At 72.1% G+C, this 19,686-nt stretch carries 15 protein-coding genes; 8 read left to right on the top strand and 7 right to left on the bottom strand.

What is annotated here, in order from left to right:
* Positions 1-15 precede the first annotated feature (15 nt).
* From BJ993_RS26505 to BJ993_RS05990, 6 genes are all read left to right on the top strand, one after another.
* Entirely contained in the window at positions 16-891 is an 876-nt protein-coding gene (locus tag BJ993_RS26505) for an NUDIX hydrolase (protein WP_179648069.1), read from the top strand.
* A 188-nt stretch (positions 892-1,079) separates the two neighbouring features.
* Positions 1,080-2,174: a phosphate ABC transporter substrate-binding protein PstS gene (gene pstS / locus BJ993_RS06005; protein ID WP_036550850.1), complete on the top strand. Its 1,095-nt coding sequence runs from the start codon at positions 1,080-1,082 to the stop codon at positions 2,172-2,174.
* Positions 2,175-2,277: 103 nt separating this feature from the next.
* Positions 2,278-3,246, top strand: coding sequence for a phosphate ABC transporter permease subunit PstC (gene pstC / locus BJ993_RS06000; protein ID WP_036550851.1), 969 nt, complete (start codon positions 2,278-2,280; stop codon positions 3,244-3,246).
* Positions 3,243-4,301, top strand: a complete 1,059-nt coding sequence (gene pstA / locus BJ993_RS25660; protein WP_051932967.1) for a phosphate ABC transporter permease PstA — start codon at positions 3,243-3,245, stop codon at positions 4,299-4,301. The genes pstC and pstA overlap by 4 nt, the downstream gene beginning before the upstream one ends.
* Positions 4,302-4,313: 12 nt before the next feature.
* Entirely contained in the window at positions 4,314-5,093 is a 780-nt protein-coding gene (gene pstB, locus BJ993_RS25655) for a phosphate ABC transporter ATP-binding protein PstB (protein WP_036550853.1), read from the top strand.
* 48 nt (positions 5,094-5,141) lie between these two features.
* Positions 5,142-5,918: a winged helix-turn-helix transcriptional regulator gene (locus tag BJ993_RS05990; RefSeq protein ID WP_051932968.1), complete on the top strand. Its 777-nt coding sequence runs from the start codon at positions 5,142-5,144 to the stop codon at positions 5,916-5,918.
* Between the two features lie 15 nt (positions 5,919-5,933).
* Here BJ993_RS05990 and BJ993_RS05985 read toward each other — a convergent pair whose 3' ends face one another.
* The 3 genes from BJ993_RS05985 to BJ993_RS05975 all read right to left on the bottom strand — a co-directional run bounded on the left by BJ993_RS05985 (position 5,934) and on the right by BJ993_RS05975 (position 9,910).
* Positions 5,934-6,962, bottom strand: coding sequence for an inorganic phosphate transporter (locus tag BJ993_RS05985; protein ID WP_036550856.1), 1,029 nt, complete (start codon positions 6,960-6,962; stop codon positions 5,934-5,936).
* Between the two features lie 11 nt (positions 6,963-6,973).
* Positions 6,974-7,591, bottom strand: a complete 618-nt coding sequence (locus BJ993_RS05980; RefSeq protein WP_036550858.1) for a DUF47 domain-containing protein — start codon at positions 7,589-7,591, stop codon at positions 6,974-6,976.
* A 153-nt stretch (positions 7,592-7,744) separates the two neighbouring features.
* Positions 7,745-9,910, bottom strand: coding sequence for an RNA degradosome polyphosphate kinase (locus BJ993_RS05975; RefSeq protein WP_179648068.1), 2,166 nt, complete (start codon positions 9,908-9,910; stop codon positions 7,745-7,747).
* A 78-nt stretch (positions 9,911-9,988) separates the two neighbouring features.
* On the opposite strand from BJ993_RS05975, the gene BJ993_RS05970 reads away from it, so the two are divergent.
* Positions 9,989-11,020 (top strand): alpha/beta hydrolase, encoded by a 1,032-nt coding sequence (locus BJ993_RS05970; protein WP_242530353.1) that lies wholly within the window; start codon positions 9,989-9,991, stop codon positions 11,018-11,020.
* Between the two features lie 19 nt (positions 11,021-11,039).
* Here BJ993_RS05970 and BJ993_RS05965 read toward each other — a convergent pair whose 3' ends face one another.
* Genes BJ993_RS05965 through mshD form a run of 3 tightly spaced genes read right to left on the bottom strand, consistent with a single transcriptional unit; the run spans position 11,040 to position 17,150 of the window.
* Positions 11,040-11,675, bottom strand: coding sequence for a hypothetical protein (locus BJ993_RS05965; protein ID WP_036550864.1), 636 nt, complete (start codon positions 11,673-11,675; stop codon positions 11,040-11,042).
* Entirely contained in the window at positions 11,657-16,243 is a 4,587-nt protein-coding gene (locus BJ993_RS05960) for a hypothetical protein (protein WP_179648067.1), read from the bottom strand. The genes BJ993_RS05965 and BJ993_RS05960 overlap by 19 nt, the downstream gene beginning before the upstream one ends.
* 58 nt (positions 16,244-16,301) lie before the next feature.
* Complete coding sequence (mshD, locus tag BJ993_RS05955; RefSeq protein ID WP_308645492.1) at positions 16,302-17,150, bottom strand: mycothiol synthase; 849 nt, start codon at positions 17,148-17,150, stop codon at positions 16,302-16,304.
* A gap of 145 nt (positions 17,151-17,295) precedes the next feature.
* Between mshD and BJ993_RS05950 the strand changes: the two genes are divergently transcribed.
* The gene (locus tag BJ993_RS05950; RefSeq protein ID WP_308645491.1) at positions 17,296-18,810 is read left to right on the top strand and encodes an FMN-binding glutamate synthase family protein; all 1,515 of its coding nucleotides are present in this window, start codon (positions 17,296-17,298) and stop codon (positions 18,808-18,810) included.
* A gap of 81 nt (positions 18,811-18,891) precedes the next feature.
* On the opposite strand, the gene BJ993_RS05945 is transcribed toward BJ993_RS05950, so the two are convergent.
* Complete coding sequence (locus BJ993_RS05945) at positions 18,892-19,638, bottom strand: response regulator transcription factor (protein ID WP_036550867.1); 747 nt, start codon at positions 19,636-19,638, stop codon at positions 18,892-18,894.
* Positions 19,639-19,686 lie beyond the last annotated feature (48 nt).

Raw genomic sequence — 19,686 nt, 5'->3', positions numbered from 1 at the left:
CACTAACCTATAGCCGTGCCCGACATCCTCGCTGCCGGCGTGGTCGCCTTCCGACCCGGTCGCGAGGTCCTCCTCGTCCACCGTCCCAAGTACGACGACTGGTCGTTCCCCAAGGGCAAGCTGGACCGCGGCGAGCACGCGGTCGCCGCCGCGGTGCGCGAGGTGGCCGAGGAGACCGGCCTCCACGTGCGGCTCGGCCCGCCGCTGCCGTCGCAGCGCTACCCGGTCGCGCGCCGGATGAAGACGGTCCACTACTGGACGGGCCGCGTCGTCGGAGACGACGACGTGACCGGCTACCGCCCCAACGAAGAGATCGACGCCGTGGCGTGGGTGCCCTTCGACGAGGCGCGCGAGCGGCTGACCTACGAGCACGACCGCGGCACCCTCGACGACGCGCTGCGGGTGCGTCGCAAGACCCGGGCGGTCGTCGTACTCAGGCACGGGCAGGCGCGCTCGCGCAGCACGTGGCGGGGCGAGGACGTGGCGCGACCGCTGTTGCGGGCCGGCGAGCACGAGGCGGACCGGCTCGTCCCCCTCCTCGCCGCCTACGACGTCACCCGGATCGTCACCTCGACCAGCACCCGCTGCATTCAGACGGTCCAGCCCTACGCGGAGACGACCGGCTACCCGGTCGACCTGCGTCCGCGGCTCAGCGAGGAGCGGGCCACGGCCCGCTCGGTGCACAAGGTCGTCGAGGAGCTCTTCGACGCCGAGGAGGGCGGCGTGCTGTGCACCCACCGCCCCGTCCTGCCCCTCGTGTACGACGCCGCGGGGCTCGACGGCGCGTTCGAGGACCGTCCGCTCGAGCCTGCCGAGATGCTGGTGCTGCACGTGCGCAAGGGTGCGGTGGTCGCCGTCGAGCGCCACCGGCCGCGTCCGACGCCGGCGTAGCCGGGAGGGCCCGTCCGGCGGCGGTGTAACGGGGGACACGCCCCGCCGCCACCCGGACCGCCACTGTTCACCGGCCGTTCAGACGTGCCGGAGGGTTGCGTTACCGACGCTGCCTAACTTCACCGGTGTCCAGTACGAATCGGGGGGCAGGTGAACGAGTCGCCCCTCACCTCTGAGAGGCAAGTTCCTTGAACTTCAAGTCCATCCGCAACGCCGCGGTTCCCGGTGTTGCCGCCCTCGCCCTGCTGATGAGCGCCTGCGGCGCCTCCAACGAGGAGGGCACCGGCACCGACGGCGAGTCCGGCGGCCTGTCCGGCAACCTCAAGGGTGGCGGCGCGACGTCGCAGGAGAAGGCCCAGGAGGCCTGGAAGACCGCGTTCCAGGGCAAGAACAGCGGCCTCACCATCGACTACGCGCTGCTCGGTTCGACCGACGGCCGCAGCCAGTTCATCAGCAAGGCGCTGTCCTTCGCCGGCTCCGACTCCTACATCAAGGACGAGGACCTCACCAAGGCCAAGGAGCGCTGCGGCGGCACCATCGTCGAGGTCCCGGCCTACATCTCCTCGATCGCCATCGCGTTCAACCTGCCGGACATCACCGAGCTGAACCTCGACGCCTCGACGATCGCGAAGATCTTCGCCGGCAAGATCACCAAGTGGAACGACGACGCCATCGCCTCGCAGAACGAGGGCGTCGACCTCCCCGACACCAAGATCTCGCCGGTGCACCGCGCCGACGACTCGGGCACCACCAAGAACTTCACCGACTACCTCAACAAGGTCGCGCCGAGCGACTGGAAGTACGAGGCCGAGGACGCGTTCCCCGTCTCCGGCGGCCTCTCCGCCGAGGGCACCTCCGGTGTCGTCAAGACCGTCACCGACACCGAGGGCGCGATCGGCTACGCCGACGCCAGCCAGACCGGCGACCTCGCCCACGTCTCGGTGAAGGTCGGCGACGAGTACGTCGCCCCGTCGCCCGAGGGCGCTGCCAAGACCGTCGACGTCTCGCCGGTCGTCGAGGGCCGTGACGCCACCGACATCGCCGTCGACGTCGACCGCACCACGACCGAGGCCGGCGCCTACCCGGTCATCCTGCTGTCGTACCTGATCGCCTGCGAGACCTACGACGACGCGGCCGAGGCCGCCAACGTCAAGGGCTACTTCGAGTACATCGTGTCCGACGAGGGCCAGGCCGAGGCGGCCGACTTCGCCGGCTCCGCGAAGCTCTCCGCCGACACCGCCGCCAAGGCGCAGGAGATCGTCGCCAAGATCTCCGCCAAGTGACGCCCCGGAGGGGTGCGGACGGGCCCGGCCCGTCCGCACCCCTCCACCGGCGTTCCCGCACCATCCCGCTTCCCCCCGAGCACCCTGAGCACGAGGTGACCCAGTGACAGCCCGCACCGCCGATATCGAGGACCAGCCCGCCGCGTGGGCGAGCGTCCGCGGTGGCATCGGTGACCGCATCTTCTCCGGCGCTGCGCTCGCTGCCGGTCTCACCATCCTGGGCGCCCTCGCCGGCGTCTTCGTCTTCCTCCTCGCCAAGGGTGCGACCGGCTTCAGCAAGCCGGCCGAGGTCTACGGGCCGCACGCCGAGAGCTTCCTGGGCTACGTCTTCCCGCTGCTGGTCGGCACCTTCACGGTGTCGATCATCGCGCTGGTCATCGCCGTGCCGCTCGCCTTCGGCATCGCGCTGGTGATCAGCCACTACGCACCGCGGTGGCTCGCCACCCCGGTCGCCTTCGTCATCGACCTGCTCGCCGCGGTGCCCTCGGTCGTCTACGGCCTGTGGGGCGCGTTCTACCTCGCGAAGAAGCTCGTGCCGATGCACGAATGGCTGCACGACACCTTCGGCTCGTGGCCGGTGCTCGGTGCCCTCTTCGGGGAGCCGAACGCGGCCGGCAAGTCGTGGCTCACCGTGGGCATCGTGCTGGCGATCATGATCCTGCCGATCATCACCGCGATCACCCGCGAGGTCTTCTCCCGCACGCCGCGGCTGCACGAGGAGGCCGCCCTCGCGCTGGGCGCCACCCGCTGGGAGATGATCCGGATGACGGTCTTCCCCTACTCGCGCTCCGGGATGGTCTCCGCCGTCATGCTCGGCCTCGGCCGCGCGCTCGGCGAGACGATGGCCGTCGCGATGGTGCTCTCGGTCGGCTTCGGGCTGTCCTGGAACATCATCGCCACGTCCAGCCCGACCTCGATCGCGGCCAACATCGCGCTCAAGTACAAGGAGCGCAGCGCCGACCTGCTCAACGTCCTGGTGGCGACCGGCCTCGTCCTCTTCCTGCTGACCTTCCTGGTGAACTTCGCGGCCCGGTGGATCATCGGCCGCAGCGAGAGGCGGATGGCCCGATGACGACCACTGTCGAAGAGATCCAGGAGCGGGCGCACACGCCGCTCGTCCTGCCCCGCCTCCCGCGGGTCGCGCCGGCGATCGTCGGTGGCATCGCGATCGCGCTCGCCCTGCTGCTGATGGTGCTCGGCATGGGCCTGGTCGGCGGCGTGGTCGTCGGCGTCGTCGCCTACCTCGTCGCGCTGCCCCTCTGGTCGCTGTTCATCGAGGGCCGCCGTGGTGCGACCGACCGGATGATGACGGGCCTGATCTGGGCCACCTTCTTCGTCGCGGTCGTGCCGCTGGTCTCGCTGCTGTGGCGGGTGGTCTCCAAGGGCGCCGGCCGCATCGACGGCACCTTCCTCAGCTACTCCTTCTTCAAGACGCAGATCGACCAGCCGGTCGGCATCTACCACGCCATCATCGGCACGCTCCTGATCACGCTCGGCGCCGCGGTCATCTCGGTGCCGGTCGGTGTGATGGCCGCGATCTACCTGGTCGAGTACGGCAAGAAGAACAAGCTCGCCAAGGCGATCACCTTCCTCGTCGACGTGATGACGGGCATCCCGTCGATCGTCGCGGGCCTGTTCGCGTTCGCGCTCTTCACCCTGGTGTTCGGCCCGGCCTACGTGTCCGGGATCGGTGGGTCGGTGGCGCTCTCGCTGCTGATGATCCCGATCGTCGTCCGGGCGACCGAGGAGATGCTGATGCTCGTGCCCGACGACCTCCGCGAGGCGTCGTACGCGCTCGGCACGCCGAAGTGGAAGACGATCGTGCGGATCGTCCTCCCGACCGCGCTCGGCGGCATCCTGACGGGCATCACCCTCGCGATCTCCCGGGTCATCGGCGAGACCGCGCCGCTGCTGCTCATCGCCAGCGCGACCGACCGCACCAACATGAACCTGTTCGACGGCGCGATGACCACGCTGCCGGTGCTCATCTACGGACAGAACGTGCGGGGCGACGCCCCCGCGGAGGCGATCGCCTGGGGCGCCGCCTTCATCCTGATCATCATCGTGGTGGTGCTGAACCTCGTGGCTCGCATCGTCGGCAAGATCTTCGCCCCGAAGAAGGGCTGAGAGGGACTAGCAATGGCAAAGAGCATCGACGTCTCCGACGTCAACATCTACTACGGCGACTTCCTCGCCGTGCAGGGCGTCAACATGACGATCCGTGCCGGCGCGGTCACCGCCTTCATCGGTCCCTCCGGCTGCGGCAAGTCGACCTTCCTCCGGTCGCTCAACCGCATGCACGAGGTCATCCCCGGTGCGCGCGTCGAGGGCAAGATCGTCGTCGACGGCCAGGACCTGTACGACGCCGGGGTCGACCCGGTCGCCGTACGCCGCCAGGTCGGCATGGTCTTCCAGCGGCCCAACCCCTTCCCCACGATGTCGATCTACGACAACGTGCTGGCGGGGCTCAAGCTCAACGCGGGCAAGCTGAAGAAGTCCGAGGCGGACGCGGTGGTCGAGAAGTCGCTGCGCGGCGCCAACCTCTGGAACGAGGTCAAGGACCGGCTCAACAAGCCGGGCATGGGCCTGTCCGGCGGCCAGCAGCAGCGCCTGTGCATCGCCCGCGCGATCGCGGTCGAGCCGCAGGTCCTGCTGATGGACGAGCCGTGCTCGGCCCTCGACCCGATCTCGACCTCCGCGATCGAGGACCTGATCCACGAGCTCAAGGACGAGTTCACGATCGTGATCGTCACGCACAACATGCAGCAGGCCGCGCGGGTCTCCGACGACACCGGCTTCTTCAACCTCAAGGCGACCGGCGAGCCCGGCCACCTGGTGGAGTTCAACCCCACCAAGAAGATGTTCGCGAACCCCGACGACCCGGCGACCGAGGCCTACATCTCTGGTCGCTTCGGCTGATCGGTGTCCACCGCTCTCGGGGGCGGCACACCGCGAACGGAAGCCGGGATGGGCAAGCGGGACGGGCGTACCGACGCCCGTCGTCAGTCCGTGCGCGCCTACCTCCACCGATGGGCGGAGACGACCGGGGCACAGCTCCTGGTGGTCGACCCCGCCGTGGACGAGGGCACGCTCGCCGAGGGCATGGCGGGGCACGGCGTGCACGTGACCTGGGTGGCCTCGACCCTGGACGGCCTGGTGGAGTTCGGCCGCACCGACCCCCACGCCGTCGTGGTGGCGCCGGAGGCGCCGGGCATCCCGGCCGAGGAGTTCGTCGGACTGATCCGGCGGCACGGCTCGCCCTACGTCATCGCGGGCACGGAGGACCTCAGCGAGCTCGCCGACCCCGCGGCCGCCGCGCGCAGGGGGAGCGGGGTGGGCTCGCTGATGCTCGCCGGTGCGTCCGCCGTCGCGCTGCGCCCGTACGCCGCCCAGTCGCTCTGGGAGCTGATGTCCCACGGCCCCCGGTCGGTGTCGGAGCACGCGCGGGTCGAGGTCGGTCCGATCGAGCTCGACGCCAGCGCGTTCACGGTGCGCGTCAATGGCCAGCGGATCGCGGACCTGCCGCTCAAGGAGTTCGAGCTGCTGCGCGAGCTGATGCTGCACTCACCGGGCATCGTCACCGACGACGAGCTCGGTGACGCGCTCTGGGGCACCCACGGCCGCCGACCGGGCGGCAACACGATCGCGATGCACGTGACCCGGTTGCGGGCACGGCTCGGCCCGGTCGCCGTCGTACGACGGATCCGGGGGCGGGGCTACAGCCTCACCATCGACCCCGACTGACTCAGGCCGGACCGGTCAGAGGAGGACGAGCTTGAGGATCTCGTAGCAGGCCCACGCGGCGAGCGCGGCGGCCGGGAAGGTCGAGACCCAGGCGGCGAGGATGGTGCGGGCCATGCCCCACCGGACCGCCGAGAAGCGCTTGGTCGCACCGGCGCCCATCACGGCCGAGGTGATCGTGTGGGTCGTCGAGATCGGGGCGTGGAACACGAACGCGGTCGTGTAGAGCACGCCGGCACCGACCGACTCGGCCGCGAAGCCGCGCGGCGGGTCGAGGTGGATGATCTTGCGGCCCAGCGTGCGCATGATCCGCCAGCCGCCGGCGTAGGTGCCGGCCGAGATGGCGCCGGCAGCGGCGAGGACGACCCAGATCGGGAGCGTCTCGATGTCGTAGGAGCCGGGGTAGGCGATGACCAGCGTCAGCAGGATGACGCCCATCGTCTTCTGGGCGTCCTGCAGGCCGTGGCCGAGGGCGAGCGCGGCGGCGGAGACCGTCTGCATGCCGCGGAAGCCGCGGTTGATCTTGTGCGGGTTGCCGCGACGGAAGATCCACAGGATCGCGGTCATCACGAGGAAGGCCGCGCAGAAGCCGAAGAGCGGCGAGATGACCATCGGGATGAGCACCTTCTGGACGATGGTGTCCCACTTGACGCTCACCCCGCCGGCCAGCGCCGCGCCGACCAGGCCGCCGATGAGGGCGTGCGAGGACGACGAGGGGAGGCCGAAGTACCAGGTGATGAGGTTCCAGATGATCGCGCCGAGCAGGCCGGCCATCACGATGACCAGCCCGTGGTGCACGCCGACGAGCAGGTGGCCGGTGTCGTCCTCGATGGTGACGACGTCGGCGACGGTCTTCGCGACCTCCTGGCCGAGAAGCGCGCCGATGAAGTTCATCAGCGCCGCCAGGGTCAGCGCGATCCGCGGCGTCAGGGCGCGCGTCGACACCGACGTGGCGATCGCGTTCGCCGCGTCGTGGAAGCCGTTGGTGTAGTCGAACGCGAGCGCGATGACGACCACGGCGATCACGATCGCCAGGGTGAGGGTCATGGCTGGACCGGTCAGCCTTCCTTGACGGCGATCTGCTCGACCGTGTTGGCGACCTTCTCGAAGGCGTCGATGGCGCCCTCGAGCGACTCGACGATGTCCTTGAGCTTGAGCACCTCGATGGTCTTGAACTCACCGGAGAAGAGCGCAGCGAGGATTCGGCGGTGGTTGCGGTCACCGGCGTTCTCGAGGCGGTTGATCTCGATCCAGTAGTCGTCGAGCGACTGCATCGACTGCAGGCGCGGCATCGCGGCCGCCGTCAGCTCGGCGCACCGCTGGAGCACCTCGACCTGCTCGGACAGCTCGGGCGGGAGGGTCTTCACCTCGTAGAGGAGGATCAGGTCGACGGCCTCGTCCATCATGTCCATCACGTCGTCGAGGCCGGAGCCCAGCGCGTAGATGTCCTCGCGGTCGAAGGGCGTGACGAAGGTGCTGTTGACCTTCTTCACGATCTCGTGGGTCGTCTCGTCCGCGGCGTGCTCGGCGGCACGCATGCGCTCGGCGACCGACGCCTTGTCGGAGTTGTCCGACAGCATCTCGGCAAGCAGCTCGGCGCCACCGACCAGGTGCTGCGCGGACTGGGTGAAGAGGTCGTAGAAAGAAGTGTCGACCGGACGCAGACGCAGACCCACATGGACTCCCGTTGAGGCGGAGAAGAACGCCATCATGCTAGGGGGTCACGGTCCCGTGAACGCAACCCGCGCCAGTGCCGGTCGGTGTGGCGCGGCCCACGGCACGGCCCCGCGGCGACGTCCTTGCAGGTCAGACGGCGTGTCGCGGGTTCATCAGCTGTTGCTGCGCCGGTTGCGCTGCCGCTCGATCAGCGTCTCCTGGAGGTGCTCCGTGCCGGCATTGCGGGTCCAGCGGGCGTCCGCGCCGAGCTCCCACGCCTGGGTCGTCGGGGCGAACGCCAGGTCCAGCAGGCGTCGTACCTCGTCACGGCTCTGCTCGGGCAGCCGCACCAGCACCTCGACCCGGCGGTCCAGGTTGCGGTGCATCATGTCCGCCGAGCCGATCATGGCGATCGGCTCGCCGCCGCCCTCGAAGGAGAAGACGCGGCTGTGCTCGAGGTAGCGGCCGAGGATCGAGCGGACCGTGATGTTCTCGCTCAGGCCGGGTACGCCGGGGCGCAGCGCGCAGATGCCGCGGACCAGGATCTCGACCGGCACCCCCTCGCCGGAGGCGAGGTAGAGCGCGTCGATGATCTGCTCGTCGACGACCGAGTTGGCCTTGAAGCGGATGCCGGCGGCGCGACCCGCCTTGTGGTGCTCGATCTCGCGGTGGATGAGCTCGACCAGGCCGGTCCGCACGGAGTCGGGCGCGACGAGCAGCTCCTCGTAGGTCGCCTTGCGCGACCACCCGGACAGGTTGTTGAACAGGTGCGCGACGTCCTCGCCGATGGCGACATTGGTGGTCAGCAGGCCGAGGTCCTCGTACATCCGCGAGGTCTTGGGGTTGTAGTTGCCCGTGCCGATGTGGGTGTAGCGGCGGATGCCCTCGGGCTCGTCGCGGACCACCATCGCCAGCTTGCAGTGGGTCTTCAGCCCGACCAGGCCGTAGACCACGTGACAGCCGGCCTTCTCCAGCTTGCGGGCCCAGCGGATGTTGGCCTGCTCGTCGAAGCGGGCCTTGATCTCGACCAGGACGAGGACCTGCTTGCCGGCCTCGGCGGCGTCGATCAGGGCGTCGATGATCGGGGAGTCTCCCGACGTGCGGTAGAGCGTCTGCTTGATCGCCAGCACGTGCGGGTCGGCCGCGGCCTGCTCGATGAACCGCTGCACCGACGTCGCGAACGAGTCGTAGGGGTGGTGCAGGAGCACGTCGCGCCGGCGCAGGGCCTTGAACACGTCGACCGGCGCGGACGACTCGACCTCGGCGAGACGGGCGTGGGTGGCCGGCACGAAGGAGGGGTACTTGAGATCGTCGCGGGGCAGGTCGGCGATCGAGTGCAGCCCCCGGAGGTCGAGCGGCCCGGGCAGCCGGAACACCTCGTCCTCGCTGATGTCGAGCTCGGAGACGAGCAGCTCGAGGACGGACGGCGCGATCGACTCCTCGACCTCGAGCCGGACCGGCGGCCCGAACTTGCGGCGCAGCAGCTCCTTCTCCAGAGCGGCGAGGAGGTTCTCGGCGTCGTCCTCCTCGACCTCCAGGTCCTCGTTGCGGGTGACCCGGAAGGTGTGGACCTCGAGCACCTCCATGCCCGGGAAGAGCCGGCCGAGGTGGGCGCCGATGACGTCCTCGAGCGGCACGAAGCGGGCGTTGCCGAGCGCGACGAAGCGGTCGAAGTTCGACGGCACCTTCACCCGGGCGAAGTGCTCCTTGCCCGTCTTCGGGTTGCGGATCAGCACGGCCAGGTTGAGCGAGAGGCCCGAGATGTAGGGGAAGGGGTGGGCCGGGTCGACGGCGAGCGGGGTGAGGACCGGGTAGACCCGCTCCTTGAAGAGCTTCTTGCAGGTCTTCTGCTCGTCGCGGTCCAGGTCGGCCCAGCGCACCAGGGCGATGCCCTGGTCGCGCAGCTCCGGCACGATCCTGTCGTGGAACACCCGCGCCTGGCGCTGGCTCAGCTCGTCGGCGCGGGTCCAGATCGCCTCGAGGACCTCCAGCGGCATCATCCCGCTCGCGGCACGGACCGCGAGCCCGGTGGCGATCCGGCGCTTGAGACCGGCCACCCGGACCATGAAGAACTCGTCGAGGTTGCTCGTGAAGATCGCGAGGAAACGCGCCCGCTCCAGCAGCGGCAGGCTCTCGTCCTCGGCGAGCTCCAGCACCCGCTCGTTGAAGCGCAGCCACGAGAGCTCGCGGTCCACGAACCGGTTGTCCACCGACTCGATGTGCTCCACGAGCGCGGGGGTCGGCGTGTACGGCGGCTCGGCGGCGGCGTCGTCGGGCACGACGCTCAGCGTCTCGGTGACGTCGGTGTCGTCGTCGACGACGTGCGGCTCCGTGGTCATGTGACGAGTGTGGCAGTCGAGGGTGAACGGGAGGTGTCCCTGCGGAGCGGGGAAGTTACCTTCGAGTAGGTTGGCGACGTGAACCTCCGCGCCACCGTCGAGTCCGCCGCCGTGAAGACCGTGATGGGCCTGCCCGAGCGCGTGCAGCGACTCGCCGCCGGCCGGCCGCTCGTGCTGGACGGCCAGACCCTCGCCACCGACCTGCACCTCATGCTGCGGCTGCAGCAGGTCGCCCGGCGCAGCGAGCTCGGTGCCGCCGACATCGCCCGGGGCCGTGCCGCGATGCGCGACAACGCCGCCCTCGTCGCCGGTCGCCAGCCGATCGGCGCGACCCGCGAGCTCACCGTCGCCGGGCTCCCCGCGCGTCACTACCTGCCGCACGGTGCCCGTCCCGCGACCGATGCCCAGCCCCTGCTGGTCTTCTTCCACGGCGGCGGCTTCCTCTACGGCGACCTCGACTCCCACGACGGCCCCTGCCGGGTGCTCGCCGAGGTCAGCGGCGTACCGGTGCTGGCGGTGGAGTACGGCGTCGGGCCGGAGCGCGCGTTCCCGGGCGGCTTCGACGACGCCTTCGCCGCGGTCCAGTGGGTCGTCGAGAACGCCGCCGAGCTCGGCGTCGACCCCGCGCGGATCGGCGTCGCCGGCGACTCGGCCGGCGGCAACATCGCCGCCTGGACCGCGATCGCCGCCGCGCGCGCCGGTGTGCCGCTCGCGTTCCAGCTGCTGGTCTACCCGTGCACCGACGCCGACCGCGCCACGGAGAGCCTCCGGCTGTTCGGCGAGGGGCTCTACCTCACGGCCGAGTCGATCGCGATGTTCAACGACGTCTACCTCCCGACGCCCGAGGACCGCGCCGACGAGCGGGTCAACCTGCTCGACGTCGAGCTCCCGGCAGGCCTGGCGCCGGCGTACGTCGTCACCGCCGGCTTCGACCCGCTGCGCGACGAGGGCGAGGCCTACGCCCGGCGGCTCGCCGACGCCGGCGTCGAGGTCGAGCTGCGCCGCTTCGTGGACCAGATCCACGGCTTCCTGAACATCGTCGGCGTGGGGCGCAGCAGCCGCGCCGCCGTCCTGGAGATCGCCGACCGGCTGCGCACGGCGCTCGGCTGACAGCGGCGCCCGGGCCCCGTCAGAGCTCGGGGCGGTACTCCCGCACCTGCCGCGCGAAGTGGTCCGGGTCGACCATCGAGGCGTCGATCACGAACGGGTCCATCCCGCGGCGGCCGAAGTGGACCGCCCAGCCCGCGTCGCCGGGACGGCCGACCATGTCGACGGCGGTCTCGGGCTTGCGCAGGTCGAAGCGGTGCGACGACTCACCCTGCTGGATGTAGACCATCCCGCGCACGACGCTGACCTCGACCGGGACCACCTTGGTCCGGGCCGCGCCCCAGGCGAGGCCGAGGGTCAGCGCGACCATGATGAAGCCGAACGGCGTCCCGAGCTTGCCGTTGACGAGCGCCAGCAGCGCCACCATGCCGGAGACGACGGCCGTGGCGCCCAGGACGAGCGACAGCACCCGCGGGTCGCTACCGTCGCCGGTGATGCGGTCGTCCGTCGTACCGTCGAACAGGGAGAGGTGCTCACCGTCGGCGTTCTCGTACGACGCGATCCGGGCGTGGGCGTCGGCGAGCTCGGCCGTCAGGTCCCGGACCCGGGCCTCGGCGTCCGCGCAGCGGCGGGCGAGGGCGTCGCGCTCGGCAGCGAGCGCGGCGGTGTCCGCGGCAGGATCCGCGGCGGGGTCAGTCCCTAGAGGTCCGGTCGCCATTGCCGCAGTGCCTCCAGGAAGGTGTGGGCGTCGACCATCCGGCTGTCGATGGCGACGGGGGACATGCTGCGGCGCAGGATGTTGACGCGCCAGTTTCGTGAGCCCGGCGTCCCGGTCAGCTCGATCTTGGTGTTCGGGCTGGTCAGGTCGAACTGGCTGCTGAAGTCGCCGACCGCCACCTTGAGCACGCCGTGCTCGTCGATGGCCACGACCCGGGTGCTGTTGATCGCCCGCAGGGCGAAGAGCAGGAGGACGGTGGCGACGGCGGTCAGCGTCGCGCTCAACGGGATGTCGTCCAGGATCGTCTTCTTCCACGCCATCTGGCCGACCACGGCCGCGCAGGCGACCGCGATCAGCAGGGCGACCACGGCGAGGCTGCCGCTGCCGCGCTTGGAGTGGAACGGGATCCGCTTGCGGTCCGTGGCCGGCGCCTCGGCGAACGCGGCGACCGCCTCGCGGCCGGCGTCGTGGTGCGAGGGCCGCTTGCGCAGGGCGACGGGCTCCTCGGCGGCGGGCTCCTCGGCGGCGGGCTCCTCGGCGACCTCGATCACGGTCGTCTCGTCGACGGGCTCGACCTCGGGCTCGACGATCTCGTCGACCGGCTCGACGTCGGGCTCGACGATCTCGTCGATCGGCTCGGGCTCGGGCTCGACGATCGGCTCGGGCTCCGGCTCGGGCTCGACGATGGGCTCGGGCTCGGGCTCGGGCTCGATGGCCTCGTCGATCGGCTCGGGCTCGGGCTCGTCGATCGGCTCGGGCTCGGGCTCGACGATCGGCTCGGGCTCGATGGCCTCGTCGACCGGCTCGATGCCGGCCCGCCACTGCTCGACGAGCGATCGCGGCCGCTCGAAGGCCGCGACGACGGGCGTCTCCTCGGCGACGGGGGTCTCAGGAGCCGTGTCCACGGTCTCGGCCGAGGCCACGAGGTAGGAGTCGTCGTCCTCGAGGATGCCGGCATCCGAGCCGTCGTCCTCGACCGAGGTGAGCACGTACGGCTCGTGGACGGGCTCCTCGGCGACGGGCTCTTCGGCGACGGGCTCCTCGACGACGGGCTCTTCGGCGACGGGGTCCTCGGCGACGGGCTCTTCGGCGACCGGCTCTTCGGCGACCGGCTCTTCGGCGACGGGCTCTTCGGCGACGGGCTCTTCGGCGACGGGCTCTTCGGCGACGGGCTCCTCGGCGACGGGCTCCTCGGCGACGGGCTCCTCGGCGACCGGCTCCTCGACGACCGGCTCCTCGACGGGCGCGGCGGCCAAGTGGGCGACCGGCACCGGTGTCGGGGTGGCCTCGTCGTGCGCGTCGAGCCGGGCGCGGATCTGGGCGACCTGGTCGGCGAGGTGGAACGCGTTGGCCTCGGCCTCCGCGCGGGCGCGGGCCGCCTCGGCGCGCGCCTCCTCCCGCTCGCGTGCCAGCTCGCTGGCACGGGTCTCGGCGTCGGCGCGGGCCTGGGCCTGGGCAGTGGCGTTGGCCTCGGCGTCGAGGCGCGCCTGGAGCGCTTCGGCGATGGCCTCCTCGCGCGCCCGGGCGAGCTCGGCAGCACGGGCCTCGGCGGCCTCGCGGGCCCGGGTGGCCTCCTCGAGCGCGCGCTCGCGCTCCTCGGCCAGCTCCATCGCGCGGGCCTCCGCGGCGGCTCGGGCCTGCGCCTGCTCGGCGGCCGCCTGCTCGGCCTCGACCCGGGCGCGTGCGTGCTCGAGCGCGGCCTCGCGGGCCTGGGCGAGCTCGGCCTGGACGTTCTCGAGGGCGCTGACGTGGGCGGCGGCGGCCTGCTCCAGCTCGGCGAGGGCGCTGGCGGCGCGGGCCTCGGCCTCGGTACGGGCGTGGGTGGCCTCGGCCGCGAACTCGGCGGCCAGCGCGAGCGCCTCGGTGGCGGCCTTCTTCTCCTCGGCCAGCACGGCGGCGGAGGCGTGGGCAGCGGCTGCGGCGGCCTGCGCCTCGCTCGCCAGCTCCAGCTGCTCGCGCGCGGCCTCCTCGGCGAGTCGACGGGCCTCGTGCGCCTCCTGGGCGCGCTGTGCCTGCTGGGCCGCGGACTCGTCGGCGGCGACGCGCGCGGCGGCCTGCTCGGAGGCGCGCGCGGCGGCCTCCTCGGAGCGCTGCTCGGCGGCCTCGGCCGTCTCGAGCGCGATCCGGGCGAGCTCGGCCTGCTCCAGCGCTGCCTGCTCGGCGGCCTGACGGGCCTGGTGGGCCTCCTGGGCGAGGCGGGCGTGGTCGGCCGCGGCGTTCTCGGCCGCGGCACGCTCGTCGACGGCCTGGCGGGCGAGGGCGCCGTGCTCCTCGGCGCTGGCCGCTGCCTGCTCGGCGAGCAGGCGGGCACGCTCCTCGGCGGCCTCCGCGGCGCGGTGGGCCTCCTGCGCGAGCGCGGCCTGCTGGCGGGCGGCCTCCTCGGCGAGGGCTCGTGCCTGGGCGATCTCGGCGGAGGTGCGTTCGGCGGCCTCGCGCTCCTCCAGCATGCGCCGGGCGAACTCGGCGTGCTCGGCGGCACTGACCGCGGCGGCCTCGGCCATGACCCGGGCGCGGTCCTCGGCCGCTGCGCGCTCCTCGTGGGCCTGGCGCGCGGCGTCGGCGTACGAGATCGCGGCCGTCTCGGCCTCCTGCCGGGCGGCAGCGGCGCTGGCGGCGAGGTCGGCCTGCTCGCGGGCGCGGGCCTCGGCTGCCTCACGCTCGGCGTGGGCGGCCGCGGCCAGCTCGGCCTGGGCGATGGCGTGGCGCTCGGCCTCCTCGCGGCGGGCGGACTCGGCGTCGGCGAGCTCGGCGCGCTCACGGGCGGCCCGCTCGGCGGCCTCACGGGCCGCGGCCTCGGCGCGGGCGAGCTCCTCGGCCTCGGCGCGGGCGCGGTGGGCGGTCTCGGCGGTCTGCGCCTGCTCCTGGGCGAGTCGGTCGGCCTCGGCACGCGCCTCGTGGGCCCGCTGGGCGGCCTCCTCGGCGGCGAACCGCTCCGCGGCCTGCTCGGCGGCGGCCAGCTCCGCGTCGCGTCGCATCCGGGCAGCCAGGGCGGCGACCACGTCGGCGTTCGCCGGGGCCTCGGTCACGCCCTCGGCGGTCTCCTCGTCGGTGTCGACGGCCGGGGCCAGCTCGGCCTCGATCTCCGCACGGGCCTGGGCGAGGACCTCGGCGGGGCGACGCGGTACGTCGGGCGGCCCGTCGATGTCCGGGATCGGCTCCTCGAGCAGGGGCGGCTCGACGAAGTCCTGCAACGGTCGCGCCTCGGGCCGCGGCGCGGAACCGGGCGAGTTGCGGCGGCGCAGCCGCGCCAGGCCCTTCGGCGCGGGGACCGGGGTCGGCTCGGCGAAACCTCCGTCGACGGCGGCCGCGATGACCCGCTGGCCGGCCTCCTCGTCGGTCGTGTGGTGGTCGCCCGGGGTGGCGCGGGCCGCCGGCGCGGGAGCGGCCTGCTTCTCGTCGGCCTCGGTGGCTGCGTCGCCGTGGGCCTCGGGGACGACATCGACGGCCTCGTCGTGGGCTGCCTCCGTCGAAGGCTGGTCGCCGGCGTCGTCGGCGTCGGACGGCTCGTCGTACGGGTCCGTCAGCGGGTCGGGGAGGGGATCGGTGAGCGGGTCCGGCGCGGGGGCGTCGGCGGCCTCGTCGAGCACGTCGTCGACGGGTTGCTCCTCCAGCGGGCCGGTGAGCGGGTCGGTCAGCGGGTCCGCGACCGCGGGCCGGGTCGCGCGGGAGATGATCGCCGACCAGTCGTCGCCGGCGATGGTGCTGCCGTCGCTGTCGGCGAGCGGCTCGGGCGTGGGCCACGCGGGCGGCGCCTCGCCGTTGTACTCGGCGAGCGACGGGTCCTGGCGGACCCGCGCCATCCGGGCGGCCAGGCCGCCCTCGGTCGGTGCCGGCTCCTCGCGGCTGACGGCGCGGTCGATCAACGCCGCCCAGTCGTCGTCGGACTCGCCCTGGGGACCGTCGTCGGAGTCGACGTCCTCGGCCGGCTCGTCCTCGTCGGTCCCGGCCGGCTCGTCGGCGTCGGCCTCGTCGGCGGGCGTCTCCTCTGCCGGGGACTCCTCCTCGGCCACTGCTGCGTCGACGGGTGCCTCGTCCACCGGTGCCTCGTCCACCGGTGCCTCGTCGTCCACGGGTGCCTCGTCGTCCGCGGTGGGCTCGACCTCGTCCGTGGCGTCCCCCACGGCGTCGTCCACGGCGGTGAGGTTCGGCTCCTCCGCCTGCTCGTCGGCCCCGTCGACGTCGCCAGCCTCTGCGGCCTCCTCGGCGGGTGACACCAGGGCGCGCCAGTCGACGTCGTCGACGTCATCGGGCGCGGTCGCCGCGGGGCCGGTGCGGCTGCCCACGCGCACGGCGATGTTGTCGGGGTCGGCCTCGTCCAGCAGGTCGGCCGCCGGCTCGTGGGTCGCCGGCGCCGTCGGCTCCGGCGCGTCCTCGCCCTCGACCATGCCGGAGGTGTGGCTGCGCCGCAGCAGCTCCTGAAGGTCGTCGTCGTCGAGCTCACCGACGACGGGGGTCTCCTTGTCGTGGCGGCGCCACAACCGTCCCCTCCGTCCCTTGCCGCGCCCCGAGCGCGACTCGTCGAGCCCGGAGTCCTCGGACCCGGGCTCGTCGTCGGTGACAGAGCTCATGGAAGGTAAATCTACTCAGCAGTCGCTTGGTTACGCGGGATGTTCCAGATCACGGCGCTCACGCCCGCCGGTACTGCACGTGCGTGTCCGCCGGGGCGTGCGTGAAGCCGAGGCTCTCGTAGACGTGGCGGGCGGGCGCGTTGTCCGACTCGACGTACAGGATCACCTCGGCCACCCCTCGGGAGGCGAGGTGCTGCAGGCCGGCGACGGTGAGCAGCCGGCCCAGGCCCCGTCCCTGGGCCGTGGGCTGGATGCCGACGACGTACACCTCGCCGGTGTGCTGGTCGTGCTGCTTGGTCCAGTGGAAGCCGAGGAGCTCGCCGTCGTCGTCGACGGCCAGGAGCAGGCCGGCCGGGTCGAACCACGGCTCCGCCATCCGCTCGGCCAGCCCGTCGCGGTCGAGCGCGCCCTGCTCGGCGTGGTGGGCGAAGGCCGCGGCGTTGACCGCGAGGAGGGCGTCGGCGTCGCCGTCGCCGTAGTCGCGGATGCGGATCCCGTCGGGCGTCGCCACCGCCGGCAGGGGTACGACGGTCGGGCGCCTCATGACCCACAGCTCCCGTGCGCGGGCGAAGCCGAGCCGGTCGGCCAGCGTGCGCGCCGCGGGGTGGTCGCCGTGGGACCACGCGGTCAGCTCGCCCGGGGCGGCGACGGCCAGGTCGGCCAGCCGGGCGCCGAGGCCTCGGCCGCGGGCCTCGGGCGCGACGACGAGGTCGACCTCGGTGCCCCGCCGCAGCGCGAAGCCGTCGGTCGTGACGTGCGCGTCGAGGCCGTCCAGCCCGTGGTGCTTGAGACGCAGCAGGGCGGCCTCGTCGAGGGGCTCCGCGCCGTCGTACATGCCCGCCGCCGCGGCGACGGCCTCGATCGCGGCGAGCGCGGCGGGACCGGTCAGGAACGTCTCGGGGGGCACGTCTCGACGCTATCTCGCGCGGCGACGGCCGGGGACAGCGCCCCGGACCGGCCCCGGTGCTCGACGTTTCCCACCGTTTACATGCGACAGGGCGACACGGTAGACCTGCCCCATGAAGCTCAGCCACGCGGTAGGTGGGGCAGCCGTGGCCCTGGGAGCCGTCGCCGTGCGCGACCTGGTCCAGAAGAGGCACGCGCTCCAGCGGAACTTCCCGGTCATCGGCCACGCCCGGTACTGGCTGGAGACGATCGGGCCGGAGCTGCGGCAGTACATCGTCACCAGCAACGAGGAGGAGCGGCCCTTCAGCCGCGACCAGCGCACCTGGATCTATGCGTCCAGCAAGGAGCAGAACAGCTACTTCGGCTTCGGCACCGACGTCGACGTCGAGCACACGCAGGGCCACGCGTACATCAAGCAGCGCACCTTCGCCGACAAGCTGCCGAGCGACCAGGACCACAACTGGACCTTGCCCGCCGCGAAGGTCCTCGGTGGTCCCCGCGGCCGCGCGAAGGCGTTCCGTCCGGGGTCCGTGGTCAACGTGTCGGCGATGAGCTTCGGGTCCCTGTCCTCGAACGCCATCACGGCCATCAACAAGGGTGCGGCCGCCGCGGGCTGCCTGCACAACACGGGCGAGGGCTCGATCTCGCCGTACCACCGCAACGGGGCGGAGCTGGTGGTCCAGATCGGCACGGCCTACTTCGGGTGCCGCGACGAGCACGGCAACTTCTCCCTCCCGCGTCTCAAGGCGATGGTCGAGTCGGCGCCGGTCAAGGCCCTGGAGATCAAGCTGAGCCAGGGTGCCAAGCCGGGCCTCGGCGGCCTGCTGCCGGCGCCCAAGGTGACCCCGGAGATCGCCGAGATCCGGGGCATCCCGGTGGGCAAGGACTGCTCCTCGCCATCGCGGCACACCGCCTTCCACGACGTGGACTCGATGCTCGACTTCGTCGAGATGCTCGCCGCGGAGACCGGCCTGCCGGTCGGCATCAAGTCGGCCGTCGGCGCGATGGACTTCTGGGAGGAGCTCGTCCGGTTGATGGAGCCACGCCAGCGCGGCGTCGACTTCATCACCGTCGACGGCGGCGAGGGCGGCACCGGCGCGGCGCCCCTGATCTTCGCCGACTCCGTCTCGCTGCCCTACCGGATGGGCTTCTCGCGGGTCTACGGCACCTTCGCCGAGCTCGGCCTGACCGACGACGTCACCTTCATCGGCTCGGCCAAGCTGGGACTCCCGGACAACGCCACGGTGGCGTTCGCCCTCGGCGCGGACATGATCAACGTCGCGCGCGAGGTGATGCTCTCGATCGGCTGCATCCAGGCCCAGAAGTGCCACACCGACCACTGCCCCACGGGCGTCGCGACCCAGAACCCGTGGCTCGTGCGCGGCCTGGACCCGGTGTCGAAGGCGGAGCGCGCCGCGGTCTACCTGCGCACACTGCGCAAGGAGCTCACCCGGGTGTCGGCCGCCGTCGGCGTCGCGCACCCGTCGCTGATCACCTGCGCCGACGTCGACATCTTCAACGGCGACTACGACGCCCGCTCACTGGCGTCGGTCTACGGGTACAAGGACGGCTGGGGCGAGCTGGGACCCGCGTTGCGCGAGGAGGTGCTGCGCTTCATGCACCTCTCCGACCACTTCGACGAGAAGGGGCACACGTCGTGATCGGGCCGATGTCGTAGGTCAACGACCGGGTTCCGGGACGCGTCACTCCGACCTCGCAGGCTCGGCCCTAGCCGACGCTCCTCAACCCTCGGCCGCGGCGGCCTCGCGCTCGGCGACCCGGGCCGCGTCGGCCTCCGCCGCGCTGTCCTTGGACGGCAGCACGAAGCGGTAGCCGACATTGCGGACGGTGCCGATCAGCGTCTCGTTCTCGGGGCCGAGCTTGGCGCGCAGCCGCCGCACGTGGACGTCGACGGTGCGCGTGCCACCGAAGTAGTCGTAGCCCCAGACCTCCTGGAGCAGCTGCTGGCGGCTGAACACCCGCCCGGGGTGCTGGGCGAGGAACTTGAGGAGCTCGAACTCCTTGAAGGTGAGGTCGAGCACGCGCCCGCCGACCTTCGCGGTGTACGTCGCGTCGTCGACCACGACCTCGCCCGAGCGGATCACGTGGGCGTCCGGGTCGGCGGCGTCGCGCGCGGCGGTGAGCCGGCCGATGGCGAGCTTGATGCGCGCCTCGAGCTCGGCCGGACCGCAGGTGTGCAGCACGACGTCGTCCATGCCCCAGTCGTGGTTGACCACGGCGAGGCCACCCTCGGTGGCGACCAGGATGACCGGCACGTCGGTGCCGGTCGTGCGGATCAGCCGGCAGAGGTCACGCGACCCGGCGAGGTCCTGGCGCCCGTCGACGAGCAGCAGGTCGGCCTCGGGCGCCTCGAGCAGGGCGCTGCCCTCGGCCGGCAGGATCTTCACGTGGTGGCCGAGCAGCGCGAGGCCGGGCAGCACCTCCGCGGAAGGCTGAAGGGCACTGGTCAGGAGCAGAAGAGTGCTCACCTGGGTCTCCTCACTGGCACCTGCAGGTCATGCAGGACCGTGTCGAGA

Origin of the sequence: Nocardioides aromaticivorans (genome assembly GCF_013408525.1) — a bacterium.
Classification (GTDB): Bacteria; Actinomycetota; Actinomycetes; order Propionibacteriales; family Nocardioidaceae; genus Nocardioides; species Nocardioides aromaticivorans.
The sequence above is the reverse complement of the archived record's forward strand: the minus strand, read 5'-3'. Positions and strand labels throughout refer to the sequence as shown.